The organism is Streptomyces sp. NPDC015130 (assembly GCF_043080005.1).
In the GTDB taxonomy this organism is placed as follows: domain Bacteria; phylum Actinomycetota; class Actinomycetes; order Streptomycetales; family Streptomycetaceae; genus Streptomyces.
In genome coordinates this window covers 206,222-228,522 of sequence record NZ_JBIBVC010000012.1, presented here as the reverse complement: position 1 = coordinate 228,522, position 22,301 = coordinate 206,222, and the positions used below count along the sequence as shown (strand labels likewise).

Here is a 22,301-nt window from a genome sequence, read left to right as displayed (position 1 = left end):
TCCCCCCAAGACCCCCCGGGGCGGGACGTCCCGGGTGCAGCAAGCACAGAGAGAGAAACCCACCGTGACAGGTAAGACCCGAATACCGCGTGTCCGCCGCGGCCGCACGTCGCCCAGGGCCTTCACCCTGGCCGTCGTCGGCACCCTGCTGGCGGGCACCACCGTGGCGGCCGCCGCTCCCGGCGCCGCCGGCACGGCCGACGTCCAGTACACGAGCCGGGCGGCGGAGCTCGTCGCCCAGATGACGCTCGACGAGAAGATCAGCTTCGTCCACTGGGCCCTGGACCCCGACCGGCAGAACGTCGGCTACCTGCCCGGCGTGCCGCGTCTCGGCATCCCGGAGCTGCGTGCCGCCGACGGCCCGAACGGCATCCGCCTGGTGGGGCAGACCGCCACCGCGCTGCCCGCGCCGGTCGCCCTGGCCAGCACCTTCGACGACTCGATGGCCGACAGCTACGGCAAGGTCATGGGCCGCGACGGACGCGCGCTCAACCAGGACATGGTCCTGGGCCCGATGATGAACAACATCCGGGTGCCGCACGGCGGCCGGAACTACGAGACCTTCAGCGAGGACCCGCTGGTCTCCTCGCGCACCGCGGTCGCCCAGATCAAGGGCATCCAGGGTGCGGGTCTGATGACGACGGCCAAGCACTTCGCGGCCAACAACCAGGAGAACAACCGCTTCTCCGTGAACGCCACGGTCGACGAGCAGACGCTCCGCGAGATCGAGTTCCCGGCGTTCGAGGCGTCCTCCAAGGCCGGCGCGGCCTCCTTCATGTGTGCCTACAACGGCCTCAACGGGAAGCCGTCCTGCGGCAACGACGAGCTCCTCAACGACGTGCTGCGCACGCAGTGGGGCTTCCAGGGCTGGGTGATGTCCGACTGGCTCGCCACCCCCGGCACGGACGCCATCACCAAGGGCCTCGACCAGGAGATGGGCGTCGAGCTCCCCGGCGACGTCCCGAAGGGCGAGCCCTCCCCGCCGGCCAAGTACTTCGGCGAGGCGCTGAAGACGGCCGTCCTGAACGGCACGGTCCCCGAGGCGGCCGTGACGCGCTCGGCGGAGCGGATCGTCGGGCAGATGGAGAAGTTCGGCCTGTTGTCGGCCACCCCGGCGCCGCGGCCCGAGCGCGACCGGGCGGGCGCCCAGGCGGTGTCCCGCAAGGTCGCCGAGAACGGCGCGGTGCTCCTGCGGAACGAGGGCCAGGCCCTGCCGCTCGCCGGTGACGCCGGCAAGAGCATCGCGGTCATCGGCCCGACGGCCGTCGACCCCAAGGTCACCGGCCTGGGCAGCGCCCACGTCGTGCCGGACTCGGCCGCGGCGCCGCTCGACACCATCAGGGCCCGCGCGGGCGCGGGTGCGACGGTGACGTACGAGACGGGTGAGGAGACCTTCGGGACGCAGATCCCGGCGGGGAACCTCAGCCCGGCGTTCAACCAGGGCCACCAGCTGGAGCCGGGCAAGGCGGGGGCGCTGTACGACGGCACGCTGACCGTGCCCGCCGACGGCGAGTACCGCATCGCGGTCAAGGCCACCGGCGGATACGCCACGGTGCAGCTCGGCAGCCACACCATCGAGGCCGGTCAGGTCTACGGCAAGGTGAGCAGCCCGCTCCTCAAGCTCACCAAGGGCACGCACAAGCTCACGATCTCGGGCTTCGCGATGAGCGCCACCCCGCTCTCCCTGGAGCTGGGCTGGGTGACGCCGGAGGCGGCCGACGCGACGATCGCGAAGGCCGTGGAGTCGGCGCGGAAGGCCCGTACGGCGGTCGTCTTCGCCTACGACGACGGCACCGAGGGCGTCGACCGTCCGAACCTGTCGCTGCCGGGTACGCAGGACAAGCTGATCTCGGCGGTCGCCGACGCGAACCCGAACACGATCGTGGTCCTCAACACCGGTTCGTCGGTGCTGATGCCGTGGCTGTCCAAGACCCGCGCGGTCCTGGACATGTGGTACCCGGGCCAGGCGGGCGCCGAGGCCACCGCCGCGCTGCTCTACGGTGACGTCAACCCGAGCGGCAAGCTCACCCAGAGCTTCCCGGCCGCGGAGAACCAGCACGCGGTCGCCGGCGACCCGACCAGCTACCCGGGCGTCGACAACCAGCAGACGTACCGCGAGGGCATCCACGTCGGGTACCGCTGGTTCGACAAGCAGAACGTCAAGCCGCTGTTCCCGTTCGGGCACGGCCTGTCGTACACCTCGTTCACGCAGAGCGCCCCGACCGTCGTGCGCACGTCCACGGGCGGCCTGAAGGTCACGGTCACGGTCCGCAACAGCGGGCAGCGCGCGGGCCAGGAGGTCGTGCAGGCGTACCTCGGTGCCAGCCCGAACGTGACGGCTCCGCAGGCGAAGAAGAAGCTCGTGGGCTACACGAAGGTGGCGCTCGCGGCCGGCGAGTCGAAGACGGTGACGGTGAACGTCGACCGTCGTCAGCTGCAGTACTGGGACGCCGCGACGGACACGTGGAAGACGGGTACGGGCAGCAGGCTCCTGCAGACCGGTGCGTCCTCCGCGGACCTGCGGGGCAGCACCCAGGTGAGCGTCTGGTGACGTGACACCGTGAAAGCGGCGGTGCCCGCCACCCGGAAGGGTGGCGGGCACCGCCTTTCTCGGCCTGCTCGGTCCGCCGGACCACCTGACTAGGCCTGGTGGACCTGCTCGGCCCATTCGCGCACGGCGCCGATCACCCGCAGCGCCTGAGCGCGCTCCAGGTGGGGGCCGATCGGCAGGCTGAGGACCTGCCGCGCGAAGCTCTCGGCCCGCGGGAGCGAGCCCTCCGGCGGTGCCTCGCCCGCGTAGGCGGAGGAGAGGTGCACCGGCACGGGGTAGTGGGTGAGCGTGTCGATGCCGCGGGAGTCGAGGTGCTCGCGCAGCTCGTCGCGGCGGTCGGTGCGCACGGTGAAGAGGTGCCAGACGGGGTCGGTGCCGGGCGCGGTCACCGGCAGGGCGATCCCGGGGAGGCCGGCGAGTCCGGTGAGGTACTCGGCGGCCAGCGCCGACCTGCGGCCGTTCCAGCTGTCCAGGTGGGCGAGCCGGATCCGCAGGACGGCCGCCTGGAGCTCGTCCAGGCGGGAGTTGGTGCCCTTCGTCTCGTGGCTGTACTTCTGCCGGGAGCCGTAGTTGCGGAGCATCCGGAGGCGTTCGGCGAGCTCGGGGTCGCCGGTGACGACGGCGCCGCCGTCGCCGAAGCAGCCGAGGTTCTTGCCGGGGTAGAAGCTGAACGCGGCCACCGACGAGCCGGCGCCGATCCGGCGGCCCCGGTAGCGGGCGCCGTGGGCCTGCGCGGCGTCCTCGACGATGTGCAGGCCGTGCCGGTCCGCGAGCTCGCGGAGGGCGTCCATGTCGGCGGGGTGCCCGTAGAGGTGGACGGGGAGGAGCGCCCGGGTGCGGGGGGTGATCGCCTTCTCGACGAGCAGCGGGTCCAGGGTGGGGTGGTCCTCGTGCGGCTCGACGGGCACGGGGGTCGCGCCGGTGGCGGTGACCGCGAGCCAGCTGGCGATGTACGTGTGCGAGGGGACGATCACCTCGTCGCCGGGTCCGACGCCGAGGCCGCGGAGGGCGAGCTGGAGGGCGTCCATGCCGCTGTTCACGCCGACGGCGTGGTCCGTCTCGCAGTAGGCCGCGAACTCGCCCTCGAAGGCTTCGAGTTCGGGGCCGAGGAGGTAGCGGCCCGAGTCGAGGACGCGGGCTATCGCGGAGTCGGTCTCCGCGCGGAGCTCCTCGTAGGCGGCCTTGAGGTCGAGGAAGGGGACGCGGCCGGTCCCGGTGGGGGCGGTCACGCGGACACCCCCGCGGTGGCGGCGGGCCGCTGCGGGGCGGTGGCCTTGAGCGGCTCCCACCAGTCGCGGTTCTCCCGGTACCAGCGGACGGTGCGCGCGAGGCCGTCCGCGAAGGAGACCTGCGGGCGGTAGCCGAGCTCGCGCTCGATCTTCCCGCCGTCGAGGGAGTAGCGCAGGTCGTGGCCCTGGCGGTCGGCGACCTGCCGGACCGAGGACCAGTCGGCGCCGAGGGAGTCCAGGAGGATGCCGGTGAGTTCGCGGTTGGTCAGCTCCAGGCCGCCGCCGATGTGGTAGACCTCGCCGGCCCGGCCGCCCGCGAGGACGAGCGCGATGCCGCGGCAGTGGTCGTCGGTGTGCACCCACTCGCGGACGTGGGAGCCGTCGCCGTACAGCGGGAGGGTCCCGCCGTCGAGGAGGTTCGTCACGAAGAGCGGGATGAGCTTCTCGGGGTGCTGGTACGGCCCGTAGTTGTTGCAGCAGCGGGTGATCCGCACATCGAGGCCGTACGTCCGGTGGTAGGCGCGGGCGACGAGGTCGGAGCCGGCCTTGGAGGCCGCGTAGGGGGAGTTGGGCTCCAGCGGGCTGCTCTCGGTCCAGGAGCCGGAGTCGATGGAGCCGTACACCTCGTCGGTGGAGACGTGCACGACCCGGCCGACGCCGGCGTCGACGGCGCACTGGAGGAGCGTCTGCGTGCCCTGCACGTTGGTCTCGGTGAACACGGACGCGCCCGCGATGGAGCGGTCCACGTGGCTCTCGGCGGCGAAGTGGACGACGGCGTCCACGCCGCGCAGTTCCCGGGCGAGGAGGCCGGCGTCGCGGATGTCGCCGTGGACGAAGCGCAGGCGCGGGTCCGCGTCCACCGGGGCGAGGTTGGCGAGGTTGCCCGCGTAGGTGAGGCTGTCCAGGACGATCACCTCTTCGGCGGGCACGTCGGGGTACGCCCCGGCGAGGAGCTGCCGCACGAAGTGCGAGCCGATGAAGCCCGCACCTCCGGTCACCAGAAGCCGCACTGCCGTCTTCCTTTCGGTCGCGCTGTAGGGGGGAGGAACGCTGCGGCCGCGAGGTGCCCTCACGGGGCTCCCTCGCGGCCGGCGATCTCCATCAGATAGGTGCCGTACTCGGTGCGGGAGAGGCGTTCCCCCAGGCTGTGACAGGCCCCGGCGTCGATGAAGCCCATGCGGAAGGCGATCTCCTCCAGGCCCGCGATCCAGACGCCCTGCCGCTCCTCCAGGACCTGGACGTACTGGGCGGCCCGCAGGAGCGAGTCGTGGGTGCCGGTGTCCAGCCAGGCGAAGCCGCGGCCGAGGTCGACGAGTTCGGCCCGGCCCCGCTCCAGGTAGACGCGGTTGACGTCGGTGATCTCCAGCTCGCCGCGCGGTGAGGGCCGGATGTTCTTGGCGATGTCGACCACGTCGTTGTCGTAGAGGTAGAGGCCGGTGACGGCGAGGTTGGAGCGCGGCTTCTCCGGCTTCTCGACGAGGCCGGTCAGCCGGCCCGCGGAGTCCACCTCGGCGACGCCGTACCGCTCGGGGTCCTTGACGGGGTAGCCGAAGAGGACGCAGCCGTCGAGGCGCGCGATGCTGTCCCGCAGGAGCGTGTAGAGGCCGGGCCCGTGGAAGATGTTGTCGCCCAGGATCAGGGCGCAGGTGTCGTCGCCGATGTGTTCGGCGCCGACGAGAAGAGCGTCCGCGATTCCCGCGGGCTCTTTCTGGACCGCATAGTCGAGTTCTATTCCCAGATGGCTGCCGTTTCCGAGCAGCGACTGGAAGAGTTCGATGTGCTGGGGGGTGGAGATGATTTGTATCTCGCGAATACCGCCGAGCATGAGAACCGACAGCGGATAGTAGATCATCGGTTTGTTGTAGACCGGAAGAATCTGCTTCGAAATGACCGAGGTCGCCGGATGCAGCCGAGTTCCGCTCCCGCCGGCCAGGACTATTCCCTTCATTCCCGGAAACTAGCAGGAGGGCGCCGGTGATAACGGTCGGCGGGGCTGGGTTAGGGGGGCGCTAGGGGCTGCGCAGGGGGAGTGCTGAGACCCCTTCGGGGGTGGGGCGGGAAAACACCGAGGGCCCGGCCGGACGGCCGGGCCCTTGGGTGGGGGGTCCCGTGGGGGGAGCGTAGGGGTGTGCGGGTGCGGGTCAGCGGAGGAAGCCGCGGACCTCCTCCCAGCCGTCGGCGACGTCCCGCTCCAGCTGGTTCAGGCGGGCGGTGACGACCTGGTCGAAGCCGTCCATGAAGTACTCGTCGCCGTCGTGGGCCGACACCTGGCCGCCGCGCTCGACGAAGTCGCGGACGACCTCGGTGAGGGAGGTCTCGGGGGTGACGCGCCCGGCGATGTACCGGGTCGCGCCGGCCAGGTCGGGGAAGCCGGCCTCGCGGTACAGGTACACGTCGCCGAGGAGGTCGACCTGCACCGAGACCTGCGGGTGCGCGGTGGGCCGCATGGTGGCGGGCTTGATGCGCAGCAGTTCGGCGTCGGCCCCGGCCTTCAGGCTGTTCAGGGCGTAGCCGTAGTCGATGTGGAGGCCGGGGGTGCGCTCGTGGACGCGGGCCTCGAAGGCGGCGAGGGCCTCGGTGAGCTCGGCGCGCTCCTCCGCGGGCAGCTTGCCGTCGTCGCGGCCGCTGTAGTCCTCGCGGATGTTGACGAAGTCGATGGTGCGGCCCTGCCCGGACTCGTTGAGGTCGGCGATGAAGTCGACCAGGTCGAGCAGGCGGTTGGCGCGGCCCGGGAGCACGATGTAGGCGAAGCCGAGGTTGATCGGCGACTCGCGTTCGGCGCGGAGGTGCTGGAAGCGGCGCAGGTTCTCGCGGACGCGGCCGAAGGAGGCCTTCTTCCCGGTGGTCTGCTCGTACTCCGCGTCGTTGAGGCCGTAGAGCGAGGTGCGGATGGCGTGCAGGCCCCACAGGCCGGGCTGGCGCTCCAGGGTGCGCTCGGTGAGCGCGAAGGAGTTCGTGTAGACGGTGGGCCGCAGGCCGTGTGCGGTGGCGTGGGCGGCCAGGGTGCCCAGGCCGGGGTTGGTCAGGGGCTCCAGGCCGCCGGAGAAGTACAGGGCGAAGGGGTTGCCCGCGGGTATCTCGTCGATGACCGAGCGGAACATCTCGTTGCCGGCTTCGAGGGCGGACGGGTCGTAGCGGGCGCCGGTGACGCGGACGCAGAAGTGGCAGCGGAACATGCAGGTCGGGCCGGGGTAGAGGCCGACGCTGTACGGGAAGACGGGTTTGCCGGCGAGGGCGGAGTCGAAGACGCCGCGCTGTTCGAGCGGGAGCAGGGTGTTCTTCCAGTACGCCCCCGCGGGGCCGCCCTCCACGGCGGCGCGGAGCTCCGGGACCTGCGGGAACAGGGCGAGGAGGCGCCGGAAGGCGTCCCGGTCGACGCCGAGTTCGTGGCGGGCCTCTTCGAGGGGGGTGAAGGGGCTGTTGCCGTAGCGCACGGCGAGCCGGACGAGGTGGCGGGCGGTGCTTCCGGCCTCGTCGTGCGGGACGAGACCGCCGGCGGCGAGGGTCTGTCCGACGGCGTGGACCGCCGCCCCCAGATCGGCTCCGGGGTGCGCGCAGCGTTCGGCCGGGGCGGTGGCGGCGGGGGCAGGGGCGGTCATCAGGAGCGTCCAATCGTGGGCGTGGGCGTGGATGTCTGGGGGGCCGCGAGGGGCGCGGGGGCCGTGTCGCGGTGCCGCGCGGTGAGTTCGTGGCCGCGGGTCGCGCAGAGGCGCAGCAGGCCGGCGACGCGGCGGATGTCCTCGTCTCCGACGGCGGTGCCGGTGGGCAGGGACAGCACGCGTTCGGCGAGGCGTTCGGTGTGCGGCAGCGGGGCGTGCGGCCGGCCGCGGTACGGCTCCAGCTGGTGGCAGCCCGGCGAGAAGTAGGCGCGGGTGTGGACGCCCTCGGCCTTCAGGACCTCCATCACGAGGTCGCGGTGGATGCCGGTGACGGCCTCGTCGATCTCGACGATCACGTACTGGTGGTTGTTGACGCCGTGGCGGTCGTGGTCGGCGACGAGGAGGCCGGGGATGTCCGCGAGGTGGGCGCGGTAGGTGGCGTGGTTGTGCCGGTTCCGTTCGATGACCTGGGGGAACGCGTCGAGGGAGGTGAGGCCCATGGCGGCGGCGGCCTCGCTCATCTTGGCGTTGGTTCCGCCGGCGGGGCTGCCGCCGGGGAGGTCGAAGCCGAAGTTGTGGAGGGCGCGGAGGCGGGCGGCGAGGGCGGCGTCGTCGGTGACGACGGCGCCGCCCTCGAAGGCGTTGACGGCCTTGGTGGCGTGGAAGCTGAAGACCTCGGCGTCTCCGAGGCTGCCGGCGGGCCGGCCGTCGACCGCGCAGCCGAGGGCGTGGGCGGCGTCGAAGTAGAGCCGCAGGCCGTGCTCGTCGGCGACCTTCCGCAGCTGGTCGGCGGCGCAGGGGCGGCCCCAGAGGTGGACGCCGAGGACGGCCGAGGTGCGGGGGGTGACGGCGGCGGCCACCCGGTCCGGGTCGAGGTTGCCGGTGTCCGGGTCGATGTCGGCGAAGACCGGGGTGAGGCCGATCCAGCGCATCGCGTGCGGGGTGGCGGCGAAGGTCATCGACGGCATGACCACTTCGCCGGTGAGGCCTTCGGCGTGGGCGAGGAGCTGGAGCCCGGCGGTGGCGTTGCAGGTGGCCACGGCGTGCCGGACCCCGGCGAGGCCGGCGACGCGCTCCTCGAACTCGCGGACGAGGGGGCCGCCGTTGGACAGCCACTGGCCGTCGAGGGCCCGGTCGAGGCGCTCGTAGAGCCTGGCGCGGTCGATGCGGTTGGGCCGTCCCACGAGGAGCGGCTGGTCGAAAGCGGCGGGGCCGCCGAAGAATGCGAGGTCGGATAAGGCGCTTTTCACGGATGTTCCCTCCGGGCCACCGTCACGAAATGTTTCGCCGATCCGGGAATCCCGAACGAGGTCGCCGCGCTCCACCGTGACGTACGACGAGATGGTCGATTGTGGTGGTCGATTTCGGGGGGACTCTAATCCGCGCGGAACGGACCGACAAGACCACACCGTTCGCTGTGTATGTGCTTCGGATCACATCCGCCTCCGAGGTATTCCATCGGCGGCCCTAATGTGATGATGCTTGACAAGATCCGGGAATCAGCGGAGCCGCCGGGAGGGCCGGGGCGTGCTCCGCGGAAGAGTGCGTGCGGCGAGTCCCGTTCCTCTTCCCGTTTCCGTTCCGCTTCCGGCCCGGTATGGAGTTCTTCGTGAACCGCACCCTTGAGGGAACGACCGCTTCTCGCCCCGTGCTCGACCTGGCGGCCCTGGGGCAGGACTTCGCGGCCGATCCGTATCCGACGTACGCGAGACTGCGTGCCGAGGGTCCGGCCCACCGGGTGCGCACCCCCGAGGGGGAGGAGGTGTGGCTGGTCCTCGGCTACGACATGGTGCGCTCGGTCCTCGCCGACCCCCGGTTCAGCAAGGACTGGAACAACTCCGCGACTCCCCCGACCGAGGCCGAGGAGGCGCTGAGCCACAACATGCTGGAGTCCGACCCGCCGCGTCACACCCGGCTGCGGAAGCTGGTGGCCCGTGAGTTCACCATGCGGCGGGTCGAGTTGCTGCGGCCGCGCGTCCAGGCGATCGTCGACGGGCTCATGGACGCCATGCTGGCGGCGCCCGAGGGCCGCGCCGACCTGATGGAGTCGCTGGCCTGGCCGCTGCCCGTGACCGTGATCTCCGAACTCCTCGGCGTGCCCGAGCCGGACCGCGCCGCGTTCCGCGTCTGGACCGACGCCTTCGTCTTCCCCGACGATCCCGCGCAGGCGCAGGTCGCCATGGCCGAGATGAGCGCCTACCTCTCCGCGCTCATCGACTCCAAGCGCGGGCAGGACGACGAGGACCTGCTCGGCGCGCTCGTGCGGACCAGCGACGAGGACGGCTCCCGGCTGACCTCCGAGGAGCTGCTCGGCATGGCGCACATCCTGCTGGTCGCGGGGCACGAGACCACGGTCAACCTGATCGGGAACGGCATGCACGCGCTGCTCTCGCACCCCGACCAGCTGGCCGCGCTGCGGGCCGACATGACGCTCTTGGACGGCGCCGTGGAGGAAATGTTGCGCTACGAGGGCCCCGTGGAGTCCGCGACCTACCGCTTCCCGGTCGAGGACGTCGACCTGGGCGGCACCGTGATCCCGGCCGGCGAGACGGTCCTCGTCGTGCTGGCCGACGCCCACCGCACCCCGGAGCGCTTCCCGGACCCGCACCGCTTCGACATCCGCCGCGACACCGGCGGCCACCTGGCCTTCGGGCACGGCATCCACTTCTGCATCGGCGCCCCCCTGGCCCGGATGGAGGCGCGGATCGCCGTCCGCGCCCTCCTGGAGCGCTGCCCTGACCTCGCTCTGGACGCCTCGCCCGGCGAGCTCGTCTGGTACCCGAACCCGATGATCCGCGGCCTCAGGGCGCTTCCGGTCCGCTGGCGACGAGGGCGGGAAGCCGGTCGACGTACAGGGTGAACCAGCGGATCACCCATTACTACTTCTTGGCGAACAGCCCCCGGTCCGGTCCCCCCTCGCCGTAACAAGACGTGGTTAGAGTGATTGCCGGACGACGAAGGGTTCGGCGCCCGGACGAGGGGGGACTTCCGCGATGAATCTGGTGGAACGCGACGGGGAGATAGCCCACCTCAGGGCCGTTCTTGACGCATCCGCCGCAGGTGACGGGACGCTGTTACTCGTCTCCGGACCGGCCGGCAGCGGGAAGACGGAGCTGCTGCGGTCGCTCCGGCGCCTGGCCGCGGAACGGGAGACGCCCGTCTGGTCGGTCCGCGCACTGCCGGGCGACCGCGACGTCCCGCTGGGCGTCCTCTGTCAGTTACTCCGCAGCGCCGAACAACACGGCGCCGACACGTCCACCGTCCGCGACCTCATGGACGCCGCCTCGCGCCGCGCCGGCAACCTCACCTCCCCCGCCGACGCACCCCTCCGCGTCGAGGAGACGCACCGGCTGCACGACTGGCTGCGCTCCGTCTCCCGCCGCACCCCCTTCCTCGTCGCCGTCGACGACCTGACCCACGCCGACACCGCGTCCCTGAGGTTCCTCCTGTACTGCGCCGCCCACCACGAGCAGGGCGGCATCGGCTTCGTCATGACCGAACGCGCCTCGCAGCGCGCCGGGTACCGCGTGTTCCGGGCCGAGCTCCTCCGCCAGCCGCACTGCCGCAACATGTGGCTCTCCGGGCTTCCTCCCAGCGGGGTACGGCAGTTCCTCGCCCACTACTACGGCCCCGAGGCGGCCGAGCGGCGGGCTCCGGCGTACCACGCGACGACCGGCGGGAACCCGCTGCTCCTCCGGGCGCTGACCCAGGACCGGCAGGCCGCCCACACCACCCTCGGCGCCGCCGGCGGCGACGATCCCGTGCACGGCGACGCCTTCGCCCAGGCCGTCCTCGACTGCCTGTACCGCAGCGCCGAGGGCACCCTGGAGACCGCCCGCTGGCTCGCCGTCCTCGAACAGTCCGACCCGCTGCTCGTGGAGAAGCTCACCGGCACGACCGTCGCCGCCGTCGAGCGCCACATCCAGGAACTCGCCGCCATCGGCCTCCTCGACGAGGACGGCACCCTCGGACAGCCCGCGATACGCGAGGCCGCCCTCCAGGACCTGCCGCCCGGGGAACGCACCGAGCTGCACCGGCGCGCCGCGGAGCAGCTGCACCGGGACGGCGCCGACGAGGACACCGTGGCCCGGCACCTGCTGGTCGGCGGCGCCCCCGACGCCCCCTGGGCGCTGCCCCTGCTCGAACGGGGCGCGCAGCAGGCCCTGTTCGACGACCGCCTCGACGACGCCTTCCGGATCCTCGAGTTCGCCGTGCGGTCCAGCACCGACAACACCCAGCTGGCCCGCCTCGCCCCGCACCTGGTCGCCGCCTCCTGGCGGATGAACCCGCACATGACGACCCGGGCACTCGCGCTCTTCGACCGGCTCCTCAGCGGTGAACTGCAGCCCAGCCACCCGGTCATGGCGCTGATCCGCTGCCTCGTCTGGTACGGGCGGCTGCCCGAGGCCGCCGACGCGCTGTCCCGGCTGCGGCCCTGCTCCGACAGCGAGAACCTGGAGATGGCGCTCACCCGCATGTGGCTGGCGGCGCTGTGCCCGCCGCTCCTGGAGGCCCTGCCGCCGGCGGCCGAGCCGGAGCGGGGCCCCGTCCCGGTGCGGCTCGCGCCCCGCACGACGGCCCTCCAGGCCCAGGCCGGCGTCTTCCAGCGAGGCCCGGACAACGCGTCGGTGGCGCAGGCCGAGCAGATCCTGCAGGGCTGCCGGCTGTCGGAGGAGACGTACGAGGCACTGGAGACCGCCCTCCTGGTCCTCGTCCACGCCGACCGGCTCGACCGGGCGCTGTTCTGGTCGGACGCGCTGCTCGCCGAGGCCGTGGAGCGGCGGTCCCTCGGCTGGGAGGCGGTCTTCGCCGCGACCCGGGCGATGATCGCGATCCGCTGCGGGGACCTCCCGACGGCGCGGGAGCGGGCCGAGCTGGCGCTCTCCCACGCGGCTCCGGAGAGCTGGGGCCTCGCCGTGGGCATGCCGCTCTCCGCGCTGCTCCTGGCGTGCACGGAGGCCGGGGAGTACGAGCAGGCGGAGCGGGTCCTGCGGCAGCCGGTGCCGGACGCGATGTTCGACTCGCGGCACGGCATGGAGTACATGCACGCCCGGGGCCGGTACTGGCTGGCGACGGGACGGCTGCACGCGGCGCTGGGCGAGTTCATGCTGTGCGGGGAGATCCTGGGCAGCTGGGGCCTCGACCAGCCGTCGATCGTGCCCTGGCGGACCTCGGCCGCCGAGGTGTACCTGCGGCTCGGCAACCGGCAGAAGGCCCGGGCGCTGGCCGAGGCGCAGCTCGCCCTGGTGCGGCCCGGGCGGTCCCGCACGCGGGGCCTCACCCTGCGGGTCCTGGCCGCCGCGGCGGACGGGCAGCAGGCGGAGCGGCTGCACGCCGAGGCCGTCGACATGCTGCACGACAGCGGGGACCGCCTCGAACACGCCCGCGCGCTCGCCGGGATGAGCCGCCACCAGCAGGCCCAGGGGGACAACTACCGGGCGCGGATGACGGCGCGGCTCGCCGGCGACATGGCGTGGGCCTGCGGCGCGTACCCGCTGGCCGAGGAGATCGTGCCGGGCCGCGGCGGTCGCCGGGCGAAGGCGGTCAGCCCGGAGCTGGAACTGCCGGGCGGCCCGGACGTCGGCCTGCTCTCGGAGGCCGAGCGACGTGTCGCGGCCCTCGCCGCCCGGGGTCTGACGAACCGCCAGATAGCGCGCCGGCTCTGCGTCACCGCGAGCACGGTGGAGCAGCACCTGACGCGCGTCTACCGCAAACTGAACGTCACCCGCCGAGCGGACCTCCCGGTCAGCCTGGCCCAGGACAAGTCCGTCACGGCGTAGGACACCCCGGGCCGCCGGGCGGCGGTCGGCCGCCCGGCGGCCCGGGCCGCCGGGCGCCCGAGGACGTACGACGGGAGCCCGGGAGGGCGGGACGTCCCGGGAGGGCGGGACGTCCCGGGCCGGTGGTGTCGCCGGGATCAGGCCGTGCCGAGCGGGGCGCCCGGCAGGGTGCGGCCGGCAGGGGCGTGTCCCAGGCCTCGCGGAGCGCGGTGCAGACCTCGACGGCGGTGGCTCCGGCGGCCAGGGCCTCCTTCATCGGCGGGAGGACGTTGTCGTCGCCCCCGGCCGCGGCCGTGCCGGCCGCGAGCGTCCGGTGGACGCGATCCCCGCACCGCCCCCGCAGCTTCTACTCCCTGGCGGTCCCGGACCCGTCGTACGGGCTCCCGGGACCCGGCGCGACGGGCGGGCCGGACTCCGTCGTCCGGCCCGCCCGCGTCGGCTCCGTCACAGGGCCCCGCCGAAGAGGGCGGGGGCGATCACCGCGGCCTCGGGGCCGTACGTGGCGACGAGCCGCTCGTGCACCCCGTCCCGTGTGACCTCGTAGGACTGCGGTCCGACCGACTCCAGGGCGAAGGTGGCCATGACGGCACCGGCGCGGGCCGCGTCGACGGCCTCCAGGCCGGAGGCCAGCGCCGCGAGGAAGCCCGCGCGGAAGGCGTCGCCGCCCCCGGTGGGGTCGGCGGCGTCCGTGGCGGGGACGGCCGCGCTCTCGATCCCGGGCCCGTCGGCCGTGTCGATGCGGCAGCCCTTCGCGCCGAGCGTGGTGATCCACGTCCCGACCCGGGCGAGCACCTCCGCCTCGGTCCAGCCGGTCTTGCTGAGCAGCAGCGCCCGCTCGTAGGCGTTCGTGAACAGCAGCTCGGCCCCGTCGACGAGCTCCCGGACGCTGTCGCCCTCCAGTCGCGCGAGCTGCTGCGAGGGGTCCGCGGCGCGGCGGATGCCCAGCTCGCGGCAGGCCCGCGTGTGCCGGACCATCGCCTCGGGGTCGTCCGCGCCGACGAGGACGAGGTCGAGCCCACCGGGCCGGCCGACCGTCTCGCCCAGGTCGATGTCGCGCGCCTCGGCCATCGCGCCCGCGTAGAACGAGGCGAGCTGGTTGCCGTCCTCGTCGGTGGTGCACATGAAGCGGGCGGTGTGCCGGCGCTCCGAGACCCGCACCGAGCCGGTGTCGACGCCCGCGGCGCGGAGCAGCTGACCGTACCCGTCGAAGTCCTTGCCGACTGCGCCGACGAGGACGGGCCGGCGGCCGAGCAGGCCGAGGCCGTACGCGATGTTGGCGGCGACGCCGCCGTGCCGGATGTCCAGGGTGTCGACGAGGAACGACAGGGACACGTGCGCGAGCTGGTCCGGGAGGATCTGCTCGGCGAAGCGGCCCGGGAAGGTCATCAGGTGGTCGGTGGCGATCGACCCGGTGACGGCTATGCGCATCTCAGAGACCCGCGGCCTTCTTCAGGGCGTCCACGCGGTCGGTACGCTCCCAGGTGAAGTCCGGCAGCTCGCGGCCGAAGTGGCCGTAGGCGGCGGTCTGCGAGTAGATCGGACGGAGCAGGTCGAGGTCGCGGATGATCGCGGCCGGGCGGAGGTCGAAGACCTCGCCGATCGCGTTCTCGATCTTCTCGGTGTCGACCGTGTGCGTGCCGAAGGTCTCGACGAAGAGGCCGACGGGCTCGGCCTTGCCGATCGCGTACGCGACCTGGACCTCGCAGCGGCGGGCGAGACCGGCGGCGACGACGTTCTTCGCGACCCAGCGCATCGCGTACGCGGCCGAGCGGTCGACCTTCGACGGGTCCTTGCCCGAGAAGGCACCGCCGCCGTGACGGGCCATGCCGCCGTACGTGTCGATGATGATCTTCCGGCCGGTGAGGCCGGCGTCGCCCATCGGGCCGCCGATCTCGAAGCGGCCGGTCGGGTTGACCAGGAGCCGGTAGCCGTCGGTGTCGAGCTTGATGCCCTCCTCGACGAGCTGCGCGAGCACGTGCTCGACGACGAACTTCCGCACGTCGGGGGCGAGCAGCGAGTCCAGGTCGATGTCGGAGGCGTGCTGCGAGGACACCACGACCGTGTCGAGACGCACCGCCCTGTCGCCGTCGTACTCGATGGTGACCTGGGTCTTGCCGTCGGGACGGAGGTACGGGATGGTCCCGTTCTTGCGGACCTCGGTGAGGCGGCGCGAGAGGCGGTGCGCGAGGAAGATCGGCAGCGGCATCAGCTCGGGCGTCTCGTCGGAGGCGTAGCCGAACATCAGGCCCTGGTCGCCGGCGCCCTGCTTGTCGAGCTCGTCCCCCTCGTCCCGTCGGGAGGCACCCTCGACGCGCGACTCGTAGGCGGCGTCGACGCCCTGGGCGATGTCCGGGGACTGCGACCCGATGGACACCGACACGCCGCAGGAGGCGCCGTCGAAGCCCTTCTTCGAGGAGTCGTAACCGATCTCCAGGATCTTGCCCCGGACGAGGGCGGGGATGTCCGCCCAGGCCTTGGTCGTCACCTCGCCGGCCACGTGGACCAGGCCGGTGGTGATCAGCGTCTCGACGGCGACCCGCGAGGTGGGGTCCTCTCGCAGCAGTGCGTCGAGGATGGTGTCGCTGATCTGGTCAGCGATCTTGTCCGGGTGACCCTCGGTGACAGATTCCGAGGTGAACAGACGACGGGACACAACGCTCCCTGGGGTTGCAGCGGCTGCTGACTACATATGACGGACCGGAAGCGGACCGGCCGGCAGACGGCCGAACCGGATCACATTGAAACCGGCCCGCTCCTGACACCGCCAGTCCACCTGCCCCCTGAAGGGGGCGGCAAATCCCCCTGCCCCACCCCCTATTGGCGCACGGGGAGCGCACGACGGACGGCCGCGCGCCCACCCCCCTACCTAGGGGCGTTGACGGGTGCCCATAGGGCTGATGTGGTCCCAGTTGCTCGTGCCCGAAACGCTCGGGCCCGACTCGCTCCTGCCCGAGCCGTTCGTGCCCGAAAACCTCGGGCTCGACCCGCTCCTGCTCCTGCTCCTGCTTCTGCTCCTGCCCTACTCGCTCCTGACCGACACCGGCGCGGCACGGCCGCGCGCGACCCGTGGAGAGCACCCGCATGCGCTCGACCCGCACCACCGGCGACCCCGGACGCACCCCGCCCCGGATCGCCGCCACCGCCGCGCTGGCCCTGGCCCTGGGGCTGCCCCTGGCCCAGCCGGCGAGCGCGGCCCCGACGGACACCGCCCCGGCCGCCACGGACACCGCACACACCGCACACACCGCACACACCGCGAACGCCACCACCACCACCTCCGCCGTCACGCCCGCCCCGCAGCAGTTCGCCCAGCGGGCCGACGCCGTCACCGTCACCCCGACCGTGACGCTGGTGACCGACCCGCGGACCGACCCGGCCGCCCTCCAGGTCGTCGAGAAGGCCCTGCGCGACGCGGGCGCCCGCACCCTCCAGAAGGCTTCCGCCCCCGTCCGCGGCCAACTGGCCGTCCACGTCGGAGGCCCCTCGGAGAACCCGGCATCCGCCGGGGCCCTGACAGCCCTCGGCGTGCCCGGCCCGGCCGGCCTGCCCGCCGACGGATACGTCCTCGCCGCGGGCCGCTCCGCCGACGGCACGGAGCGGATCGTGCTCTCCGGAGTCGACGCCCGGGGCACCTACTACGCCGCCCAGTCGCTGCGCCAGCTGCTGCCGCGCACGACCCTCTCCGGGGCCCGCCTCCAGGGCGTGACCGTGCGGGACTGGCCCGCCGCCGCCGCGCGCGGTGTCGTCGAGGGCTTCTACGACACGCCGTGGACCCACGCGACCCGCCTCGACCAGCTCGACTACTACGGCGAGCACAAGCTCGACACGTACATCTACTCGCCGAAGGACGACCCGTACCTCCGGGCCAAGTGGCGCGAGCCCTACCCGGCGGCCGAGGTGGCCCGTATCCGGGAGCTGTCCGACCGGGCCCGTGCCCGGCACGTCGACCTCACGTACGCCGTCTCCCCCGGGCTCTCCGTCTGCTACAGCGCGCCCGAGGAGGCCCAGGCGCTGGTCGCCAAGCTGGAGAGCGTCTGGGACATCGGCGTCCGGTCGTTCTCCGTGCCGCTCGACGACATCAACTACACGACGTGGAACTGCGAGGCCGACAAGGAGCGGTTCGGCACCGGCGGCGCCGCCGCGGGCGAGGCCCAGGCGCTGTTCGTGAACCGGGTGAACGAGGGCCTGCGCACCGCGCACCCGGACGCCGCCCCGCTCCAGACGGTGCCGACGGAGTACTACGACCTCGAAGCGACCCCGTACAAGAAGGTCCTTGAGGAGAAGCTGGCCGACGGGGTCCTCGTCCAGTGGACCGGCACCGCGGGCATCGCCCCGGCCGTCACCCGTGCCCAGGCCGCCGAGGCCCGGCGGCTCTTCGGCCACGACGTGCTGCTCTGGGACAACTTCCCGGTCAACGACTACGTCCCCGGCCGGCTGATGCTCGGCCCGCTGGAGGGCCGCGAGAAGGGCCTCCCGGGGGACCTCGCCGGGTACACCGCGAACCCGATGCCGCAGGCCGACGCCTCCAAGATCGGGCTGTACACGGTCGCCGAGTACCTCTGGAACGACCGCGCCTACGACCCGGGCACGGCCTGGACCGCCGCGCTCGCGGAGCGCGCGGGTGGTGACCGGCGCGTCCGGCAGGCGCTGCGGACCTTCGCCGACGGCAGCTTCTTCTCCCGGATGACCGGCCGCCAGTCCCCCGAACTCGCCGCCGCCGTCGACCGCTTCCGCAAGGCGGCCGCCGGCGACCGGACCGCCGCCGCCGTCCTGGACGCGAAGTTCGCCGCGTTCGAGAAGGCCCCGGCGGTCCTCCGCGCCGACCTGCCCGACCGCCGCTTCGTCGAGCAGACCGGCCCCTGGCTGAACTCCGCCGAGGCCTGGGGCACCGCCGCCCGCACCGCGCTCGCCCTGACCGGCGCCGTGCGCGAGGGCGACACCGCCGGGGCCGCGCGGCTGCGCGCGCTCCTCCCCGGCCAGGTCGCGCACGCCCGGTCGTTCACGTACACCCACCTGTACGGGCTGAAGATCCCGGTCATCGTCGCGGACGGCGTCCTGGACGCCTTCGTGCTCGACGCGATCGCCGAGCACGACGTGTCCCTCGGCGTCACCCCCCGCCCGAAGGCCTTCACCAACCTGGAGGCGGACCAGGAGAACCTGATCCCGCGCGCCGTCGACGGCGACGACTCGACGCACTTCCGCGGCCTCTGGGACCCGAAGCCCGGTGCGTACGTCGGCCTCGACCTGCGGGCCGAGCGGACGGTCGGCAAGGTCGAGCTGGCGCTCGGCGCGACCGACCGGCCGCAGGGCTACCCCCGCCGCGGCGTGGTGGAGCACTCCCTCGACGGGACGAACTGGCAGCCGCTCGGCGAGCTGTCGGGCGGCCCCGACACCGCCCTGACCGCCCCGGCCGGAACCACGGCGCGGTACGTCAGGCTGCGGACCACCGAGGCGCAGATCGGTCTGGACACGTGGCTGACCGTGCGGGAGTTCCGCGTGAGCTGACGACCGCACACGGTCGTCACGACGAAGGGGCCGGGGCGGCGGCACGCCCCGGCCCCCTCCTACGCCCTCTCCTGCATCCCGGATCAGATCGTCGACGTGTCGATGACGAAGCGGTAGCGGACGTCGCTCGCGATGACCCGCTCGTACGCCTCGTTGATCTCGTCCGCGCCGATCACCTCGATCTCGGCGCCGAGCCCGTGCGCGGCGCAGAAGTCGAGCATCTCCTGCGTCTCGGCGATGCCGCCGATCATCGACCCGGCGAGGGTCTTGCGGCCGCCGATGAGGGAGAAGAGGTTGAGCGAGACGGGCTCCTCGGGCGCGCCGACGTTGACCAGGGCGCCGTCCGTCTTCACCAGGCTCAGGTAGGCGCCGAAGTCCAGCGGCGCGGAGACGGTGGAGATGATCAGGTCGAAGTGGCCGGCGAGCTCCGTGAAGGTCGCCGGGTCGCTCGTCGCGTAGAAGTGGTCGGCGCCCAGCTTGAGGCCGTCCTCCTGCTTCTTCAGCGACTGGCTGAGCACGGTCACCTCGGCGCCGAGCGCGTGGGCGATCTTGACGCCCATGTGCCCGAGGCCGCCGAGGCCGACGATGGCGACCTTCTTGCCGGGGCCGGCCTGCCAGTGGGCGAGCGGCGAGTAGAGGGTGATGCCGGCGCAGAGCAGCGGCGCGGCCTCGTCGAGGCCGATGCCCTCGGGGATGCGCAGGGTGTAGTTCTCGTCGACGACGACGTGGGTGGAGTAGCCGCCGTAGGTGGGCTCGCCTGCCTTGTCGAGCCCGTTGTAGGTGGCGGTCGTGCCGCCCGTGCAGTACTGCTCAAGACCCTGCTCGCAGTACGCGCACGTACGGCAGGAGTCGACGAAGCAGCCGACGCCGACCCGGTCGCCGACCTTGTGCCTGGTGACCCCGGGGCCGACCTCCGCGACGATGCCGGCGATCTCGTGGCCGGGGACCATCGGGAAGATGCCCTCGCCCCAGCCGTTGCGCGCCTGGTGGATGTCGGAGTGGCAGATGCCGGCGTACTTGATCTCGATGAGGACGTCGTGCTCACCGACGGCCCGGCGCGGCACGGTGGTGCGCTCCAGCGGGGCGTCGGCGGCGGGGGCGGCGTAGGCGGGGACGGTGGTCACGCTGGTGGTCGCGTTCGTGGTCATGGCCCCAGCCTGCCGAAGGCCCCGGATCCCACCCAGCCACCTGTTCTGCCTACGACCAGCGTGCCTACCACTGGCAGGGACAGGAACATCCGTCCGCCGGGTCGTACGACCTGGGATAATCGGGACGCATGGATCTCAGTGCCGAACTCAGCGAATTCCTGCGCTCGCGCCGGGCCCGGCTGAAGCCGGAGGACGTGGGGCTGCCGGAGTTCGGGCGCCATCGGCGGGTGCCGGGGCTGCGCAGGGAGGAGCTCGCGCAGCTGGCCGGTGTCTCCGTCGCGTACTACACGCGCCTCGAACAGGGCAACGGCCGCAACGTGTCCATGGAGGTCCTGGACTCGATCGCGAGGGCGCTGCGGCTGAGCGACACGGAGCGGGCGCATCTGACGCACCTGGCGAAGCCCACGGTGAAGAAGCGGCAGCGGGCGGCGATCGCGCGTCCGCAGCGGGTCCGTCCGGGGCTCCTCCACCTCCTCGACTCGATGGACGGGGTGCCCGCCGCCCTCGTGGGCCGGCGCCTCGACATCCTGGCCTGGAACCGGATGGCGCGGGCACTGCTGGGCGACTTCGCGGCCTGGGAGCCGGAGGAGCGGAACATGGCCCGGCTGATCTTCCTCGACCCGAACGCGCGCGACCTGTACATCGACTGGGAGTGCAAGGCGACCGAGGTCGTGAGCGTGCTCCGGCTGTACGCGGGCTGCTACCCGGACGATCCGCAGCTGCTCGCGCTGGTGGGCGAGCTGTCGGTGAAGAGCGAGGAGTTCCGCTCGCTGTGGGCGGCGCACACGGTGGCCGACAAGGGGCACGGGACGAAGCGGCTGCGGCATCCGCTGGTGGGCGAGATGACCCTGCTGTACGAGTCGATGAAGGTGGCGGGCGACGATCCGGACCTGGTGCTCGTGACGTACCACGCGGAGCCGGGGACGGCCTCGGCGGACGCGCTGCGGCTGCTCGCCCAGTGGGGCGTGGACGAGCCCGCTCCCGTACGGGAGTGACGAAGAGGCCCCTGGTGGACGAAGAGGCCCCCTCCGTCAGGAGGGGGCCTCTTCGGTGCGCACGAGGGGGATCAGGCGGCCGAGCCGGCCTTCCAGTCGGCCCAGCTCATGTTCCAGCCGTTGAGGCCGTTGTCGGGGGCGATCGTCTTGTCCTTGGAGTTCTTGACGATCACGACGTCACCGACGATGGAGTTGTCGTAGAGCCAGGCGGCCTGCTGGTTCGGGTCGCCGGCGCCCTTGACGTCGTTGAGGCCGACACAGCCGTGGCTGGTGTTGGCGGAGCCGAAGATCGAGTCCGGGCCCCAGTAGTTGCCGTGGATGAAGGTGCCGGAGGTGGACAGGCGCATGGCGTGCGGCACGTCCTTGATGTCGTACTCGCCCTTGCCGTCGTCGTCGGTGAAGCCGACGGTCGCGCCGTTCATCCGGGTCTCCTTGAACTTCTCGGAGATCACCATCTGACCGTTGTAGGTCGGGTTCTCCGGGGAGCCGGCGGAGATCGGGATCGTCTTGATCGTCTTGCCGTCCTGGGTGACCGTCATGGTCTTGGTGGCGACGTCGACGGTGGAGACCTGGTTGCGGCCGATCTTGAAGGTGACGGTCTTCTGCTGGACGCCGAAGACGCCCTCGGCACCCTCGACGCCGTCGAGGTCGAGCTTCAGCGTGACCGTGGAACCCTCGGTCCAGTACTTGTCGGGGCGGAAGTCGAGGCGCTGGGCGTTGAACCAGTGCCCGACGACCTCCTGGCCGGTGCTGGAGGTGACGGTGATGCCGCCCTGGACGGCCGCCTTGTCGGTGATCGCCTTGTTGAAGTTGATCGAGACGGGCATGCCGACGCCGACGGTCGAGCCGTCCTCGGGGGTGAAGTTGCCGATGAAGCTGTTGGCCTTCGAGACCGTCGTGAAGGACGAGTTCTCGTGGGCCTCCAGGCCGGCCGCGTCCACGGCGGTGGCGGCGATCTTGTAGACCGTGGCCCGCTCCAGCTGCTCGGTCGGCTTCCAGCTCAGCCCGTCGGCCGCTATCTCGCCCTTGACCTCGGTGCCCTCGGCGGAGGTCATGCTGACGTCCGTGAGCTTGCCCTCGGTGACGGTGACCTTGGCGTCGTTGTTGATCGACGCGTTCTGCGTGCCGGTCTTGGGCGCGATGGTGATCTGCGCCTTGGAGGTCTTGGCCGCCTCGGCCGCCTCGTCGACCTGGGACTGGGACGGTGGCGTCGCGGACCCGGAGGCGCTGCCGCCGTTGTCGTCGTTGCACGCCGAGAGCACCAACACGCCGCCGAGCACCGCGGCCGCGACCGCCAGGCTCTTGCGGCGCTTGCCGTCCGTCATCACACGCATCTCCATCGTCGCCGGTTCCTGGCCAACGCCCAGCAGCGCTTGCCAACGCTTACGTAAATACCCATGACACCCCGTCCGGTTCCGGAACCGGTCGGTTTGTGGGGAACACCACTGTTCGACACGCACGAGTGGTACGTGCGGTTCCCCTTGCCCACGAGAA

14 protein-coding genes are annotated in these 22,301 nt (G+C 72.3%); 5 read left to right on the top strand and 9 right to left on the bottom strand.

Going from position 1 to position 22,301, the window contains the following annotated elements; all coding sequences use genetic code 11:
• Positions 1 to 64 precede the first annotated feature (64 nt).
• Positions 65 to 2,551, top strand: coding sequence for a beta-glucosidase (locus ACF08F_RS25215; protein ID WP_392300806.1), 2,487 nt, complete (start codon positions 65 to 67; stop codon positions 2,549 to 2,551).
• Between the two features lie 89 nt (positions 2,552 to 2,640).
• Here ACF08F_RS25215 and ACF08F_RS25210 read toward each other — a convergent pair whose 3' ends face one another.
• From ACF08F_RS25210 to ACF08F_RS25190, 5 genes are all read right to left on the bottom strand, one after another.
• Positions 2,641 to 3,780: a DegT/DnrJ/EryC1/StrS family aminotransferase gene (locus tag ACF08F_RS25210; protein WP_392300805.1), complete on the bottom strand. Its 1,140-nt coding sequence runs from the start codon at positions 3,778 to 3,780 to the stop codon at positions 2,641 to 2,643.
• Complete coding sequence (gene rfbB, locus ACF08F_RS25205; RefSeq protein ID WP_392300804.1) at positions 3,777 to 4,790, bottom strand: dTDP-glucose 4,6-dehydratase; 1,014 nt, start codon at positions 4,788 to 4,790, stop codon at positions 3,777 to 3,779. Before rfbB ends, ACF08F_RS25210 begins: the two co-directional genes overlap by 4 nt.
• A 59-nt stretch (positions 4,791 to 4,849) precedes the next feature.
• The gene (gene rfbA / locus ACF08F_RS25200) at positions 4,850 to 5,728 is read right to left on the bottom strand and encodes a glucose-1-phosphate thymidylyltransferase RfbA (protein ID WP_392300803.1); all 879 of its coding nucleotides are present in this window, start codon (positions 5,726 to 5,728) and stop codon (positions 4,850 to 4,852) included.
• A gap of 193 nt (positions 5,729 to 5,921) precedes the next feature.
• Positions 5,922 to 7,379: a dTDP-4-amino-4,6-dideoxy-D-glucose ammonia-lyase gene (gene desII / locus ACF08F_RS25195; RefSeq protein WP_392300802.1), complete on the bottom strand. Its 1,458-nt coding sequence runs from the start codon at positions 7,377 to 7,379 to the stop codon at positions 5,922 to 5,924.
• Positions 7,379 to 8,629 carry a dTDP-4-dehydro-6-deoxyglucose aminotransferase gene (locus ACF08F_RS25190; protein ID WP_392300801.1) on the bottom strand — a complete coding sequence of 417 codons (1,251 nt, stop codon included), beginning with the start codon at positions 8,627 to 8,629 and terminating at the stop codon, positions 7,379 to 7,381. The genes desII and ACF08F_RS25190 overlap by 1 nt, the downstream gene beginning before the upstream one ends.
• A gap of 359 nt (positions 8,630 to 8,988) precedes the next feature.
• Here ACF08F_RS25190 and ACF08F_RS25185 point away from each other — a divergent pair, with 359 nt between their 5' ends.
• The gene (locus ACF08F_RS25185; protein WP_392300800.1) at positions 8,989 to 10,239 is read left to right on the top strand and encodes a cytochrome P450; all 1,251 of its coding nucleotides are present in this window, start codon (positions 8,989 to 8,991) and stop codon (positions 10,237 to 10,239) included.
• Between the two features lie 133 nt (positions 10,240 to 10,372).
• Positions 10,373 to 13,159, top strand: coding sequence for an ATP-binding protein (locus ACF08F_RS25180; RefSeq protein ID WP_392300799.1), 2,787 nt, complete (start codon positions 10,373 to 10,375; stop codon positions 13,157 to 13,159).
• A gap of 444 nt (positions 13,160 to 13,603) precedes the next feature.
• On the opposite strand, the gene ACF08F_RS25175 is transcribed toward ACF08F_RS25180, so the two are convergent.
• Together ACF08F_RS25175 and metK are read right to left on the bottom strand one after the other, a co-directional pair.
• Positions 13,604 to 14,587: a carbohydrate kinase family protein gene (locus ACF08F_RS25175; RefSeq protein ID WP_392300798.1), complete on the bottom strand. Its 984-nt coding sequence runs from the start codon at positions 14,585 to 14,587 to the stop codon at positions 13,604 to 13,606.
• Between the two features lies 1 nt (position 14,588).
• Entirely contained in the window at positions 14,589 to 15,812 is a 1,224-nt protein-coding gene (gene metK / locus ACF08F_RS25170) for a methionine adenosyltransferase (RefSeq protein WP_392300797.1), read from the bottom strand.
• Positions 15,813 to 16,240: 428 nt separating this feature from the next.
• Between metK and ACF08F_RS25165 the strand changes: the two genes are divergently transcribed.
• A complete protein-coding gene (locus ACF08F_RS25165) occupies positions 16,241 to 18,664 on the top strand; it encodes a beta-N-acetylglucosaminidase domain-containing protein (protein ID WP_392300796.1) in 2,424 nt (807 codons plus the stop codon).
• A gap of 83 nt (positions 18,665 to 18,747) precedes the next feature.
• On the opposite strand, the gene ACF08F_RS25160 is transcribed toward ACF08F_RS25165, so the two are convergent.
• Entirely contained in the window at positions 18,748 to 19,788 is a 1,041-nt protein-coding gene (locus tag ACF08F_RS25160; RefSeq protein WP_392300824.1) for an NAD(P)-dependent alcohol dehydrogenase, read from the bottom strand.
• 152 nt (positions 19,789 to 19,940) lie between these two features.
• On the opposite strand from ACF08F_RS25160, the gene ACF08F_RS25155 reads away from it, so the two are divergent.
• Entirely contained in the window at positions 19,941 to 20,807 is an 867-nt protein-coding gene (locus ACF08F_RS25155) for a helix-turn-helix domain-containing protein (RefSeq protein ID WP_392300795.1), read from the top strand.
• 71 nt (positions 20,808 to 20,878) lie between these two features.
• Here ACF08F_RS25155 and ACF08F_RS25150 read toward each other — a convergent pair whose 3' ends face one another.
• A complete protein-coding gene (locus tag ACF08F_RS25150) occupies positions 20,879 to 22,147 on the bottom strand; it encodes an Ig-like domain-containing protein (RefSeq protein ID WP_392300794.1) in 1,269 nt (422 codons plus the stop codon).
• Positions 22,148 to 22,301: the final 154 nt, after the last annotated feature.

Bases quoted from the DNA above. Each gene is read 5' to 3' on its own strand.
- rfbA (WP_392300803.1), bottom strand. From the start codon at position 5,728: ATGAAGGGAATAGTCCTGGCCGGCGGGAGCGGAACTCGGCTGCATCCG.
- desII (WP_392300802.1), bottom strand. From the start codon at position 7,379: ATGACCGCCCCTGCCCCCGCCGCCACCGCCCCGGCCGAACGCTGCGCG.
- ACF08F_RS25180 (WP_392300799.1), top strand. From the start codon at position 10,373: ATGAATCTGGTGGAACGCGACGGGGAGATAGCCCACCTCAGGGCCGTT.
- ACF08F_RS25175 (WP_392300798.1), bottom strand. From the start codon at position 14,587: ATGCGCATAGCCGTCACCGGGTCGATCGCCACCGACCACCTGATGACC.
- ACF08F_RS25165 (WP_392300796.1), top strand. From the start codon at position 16,241: ATGCGCTCGACCCGCACCACCGGCGACCCCGGACGCACCCCGCCCCGG.
- ACF08F_RS25155 (WP_392300795.1), top strand. From the start codon at position 19,941: ATGGATCTCAGTGCCGAACTCAGCGAATTCCTGCGCTCGCGCCGGGCC.
- ACF08F_RS25150 (WP_392300794.1), bottom strand. From the start codon at position 22,147: ATGGAGATGCGTGTGATGACGGACGGCAAGCGCCGCAAGAGCCTGGCG.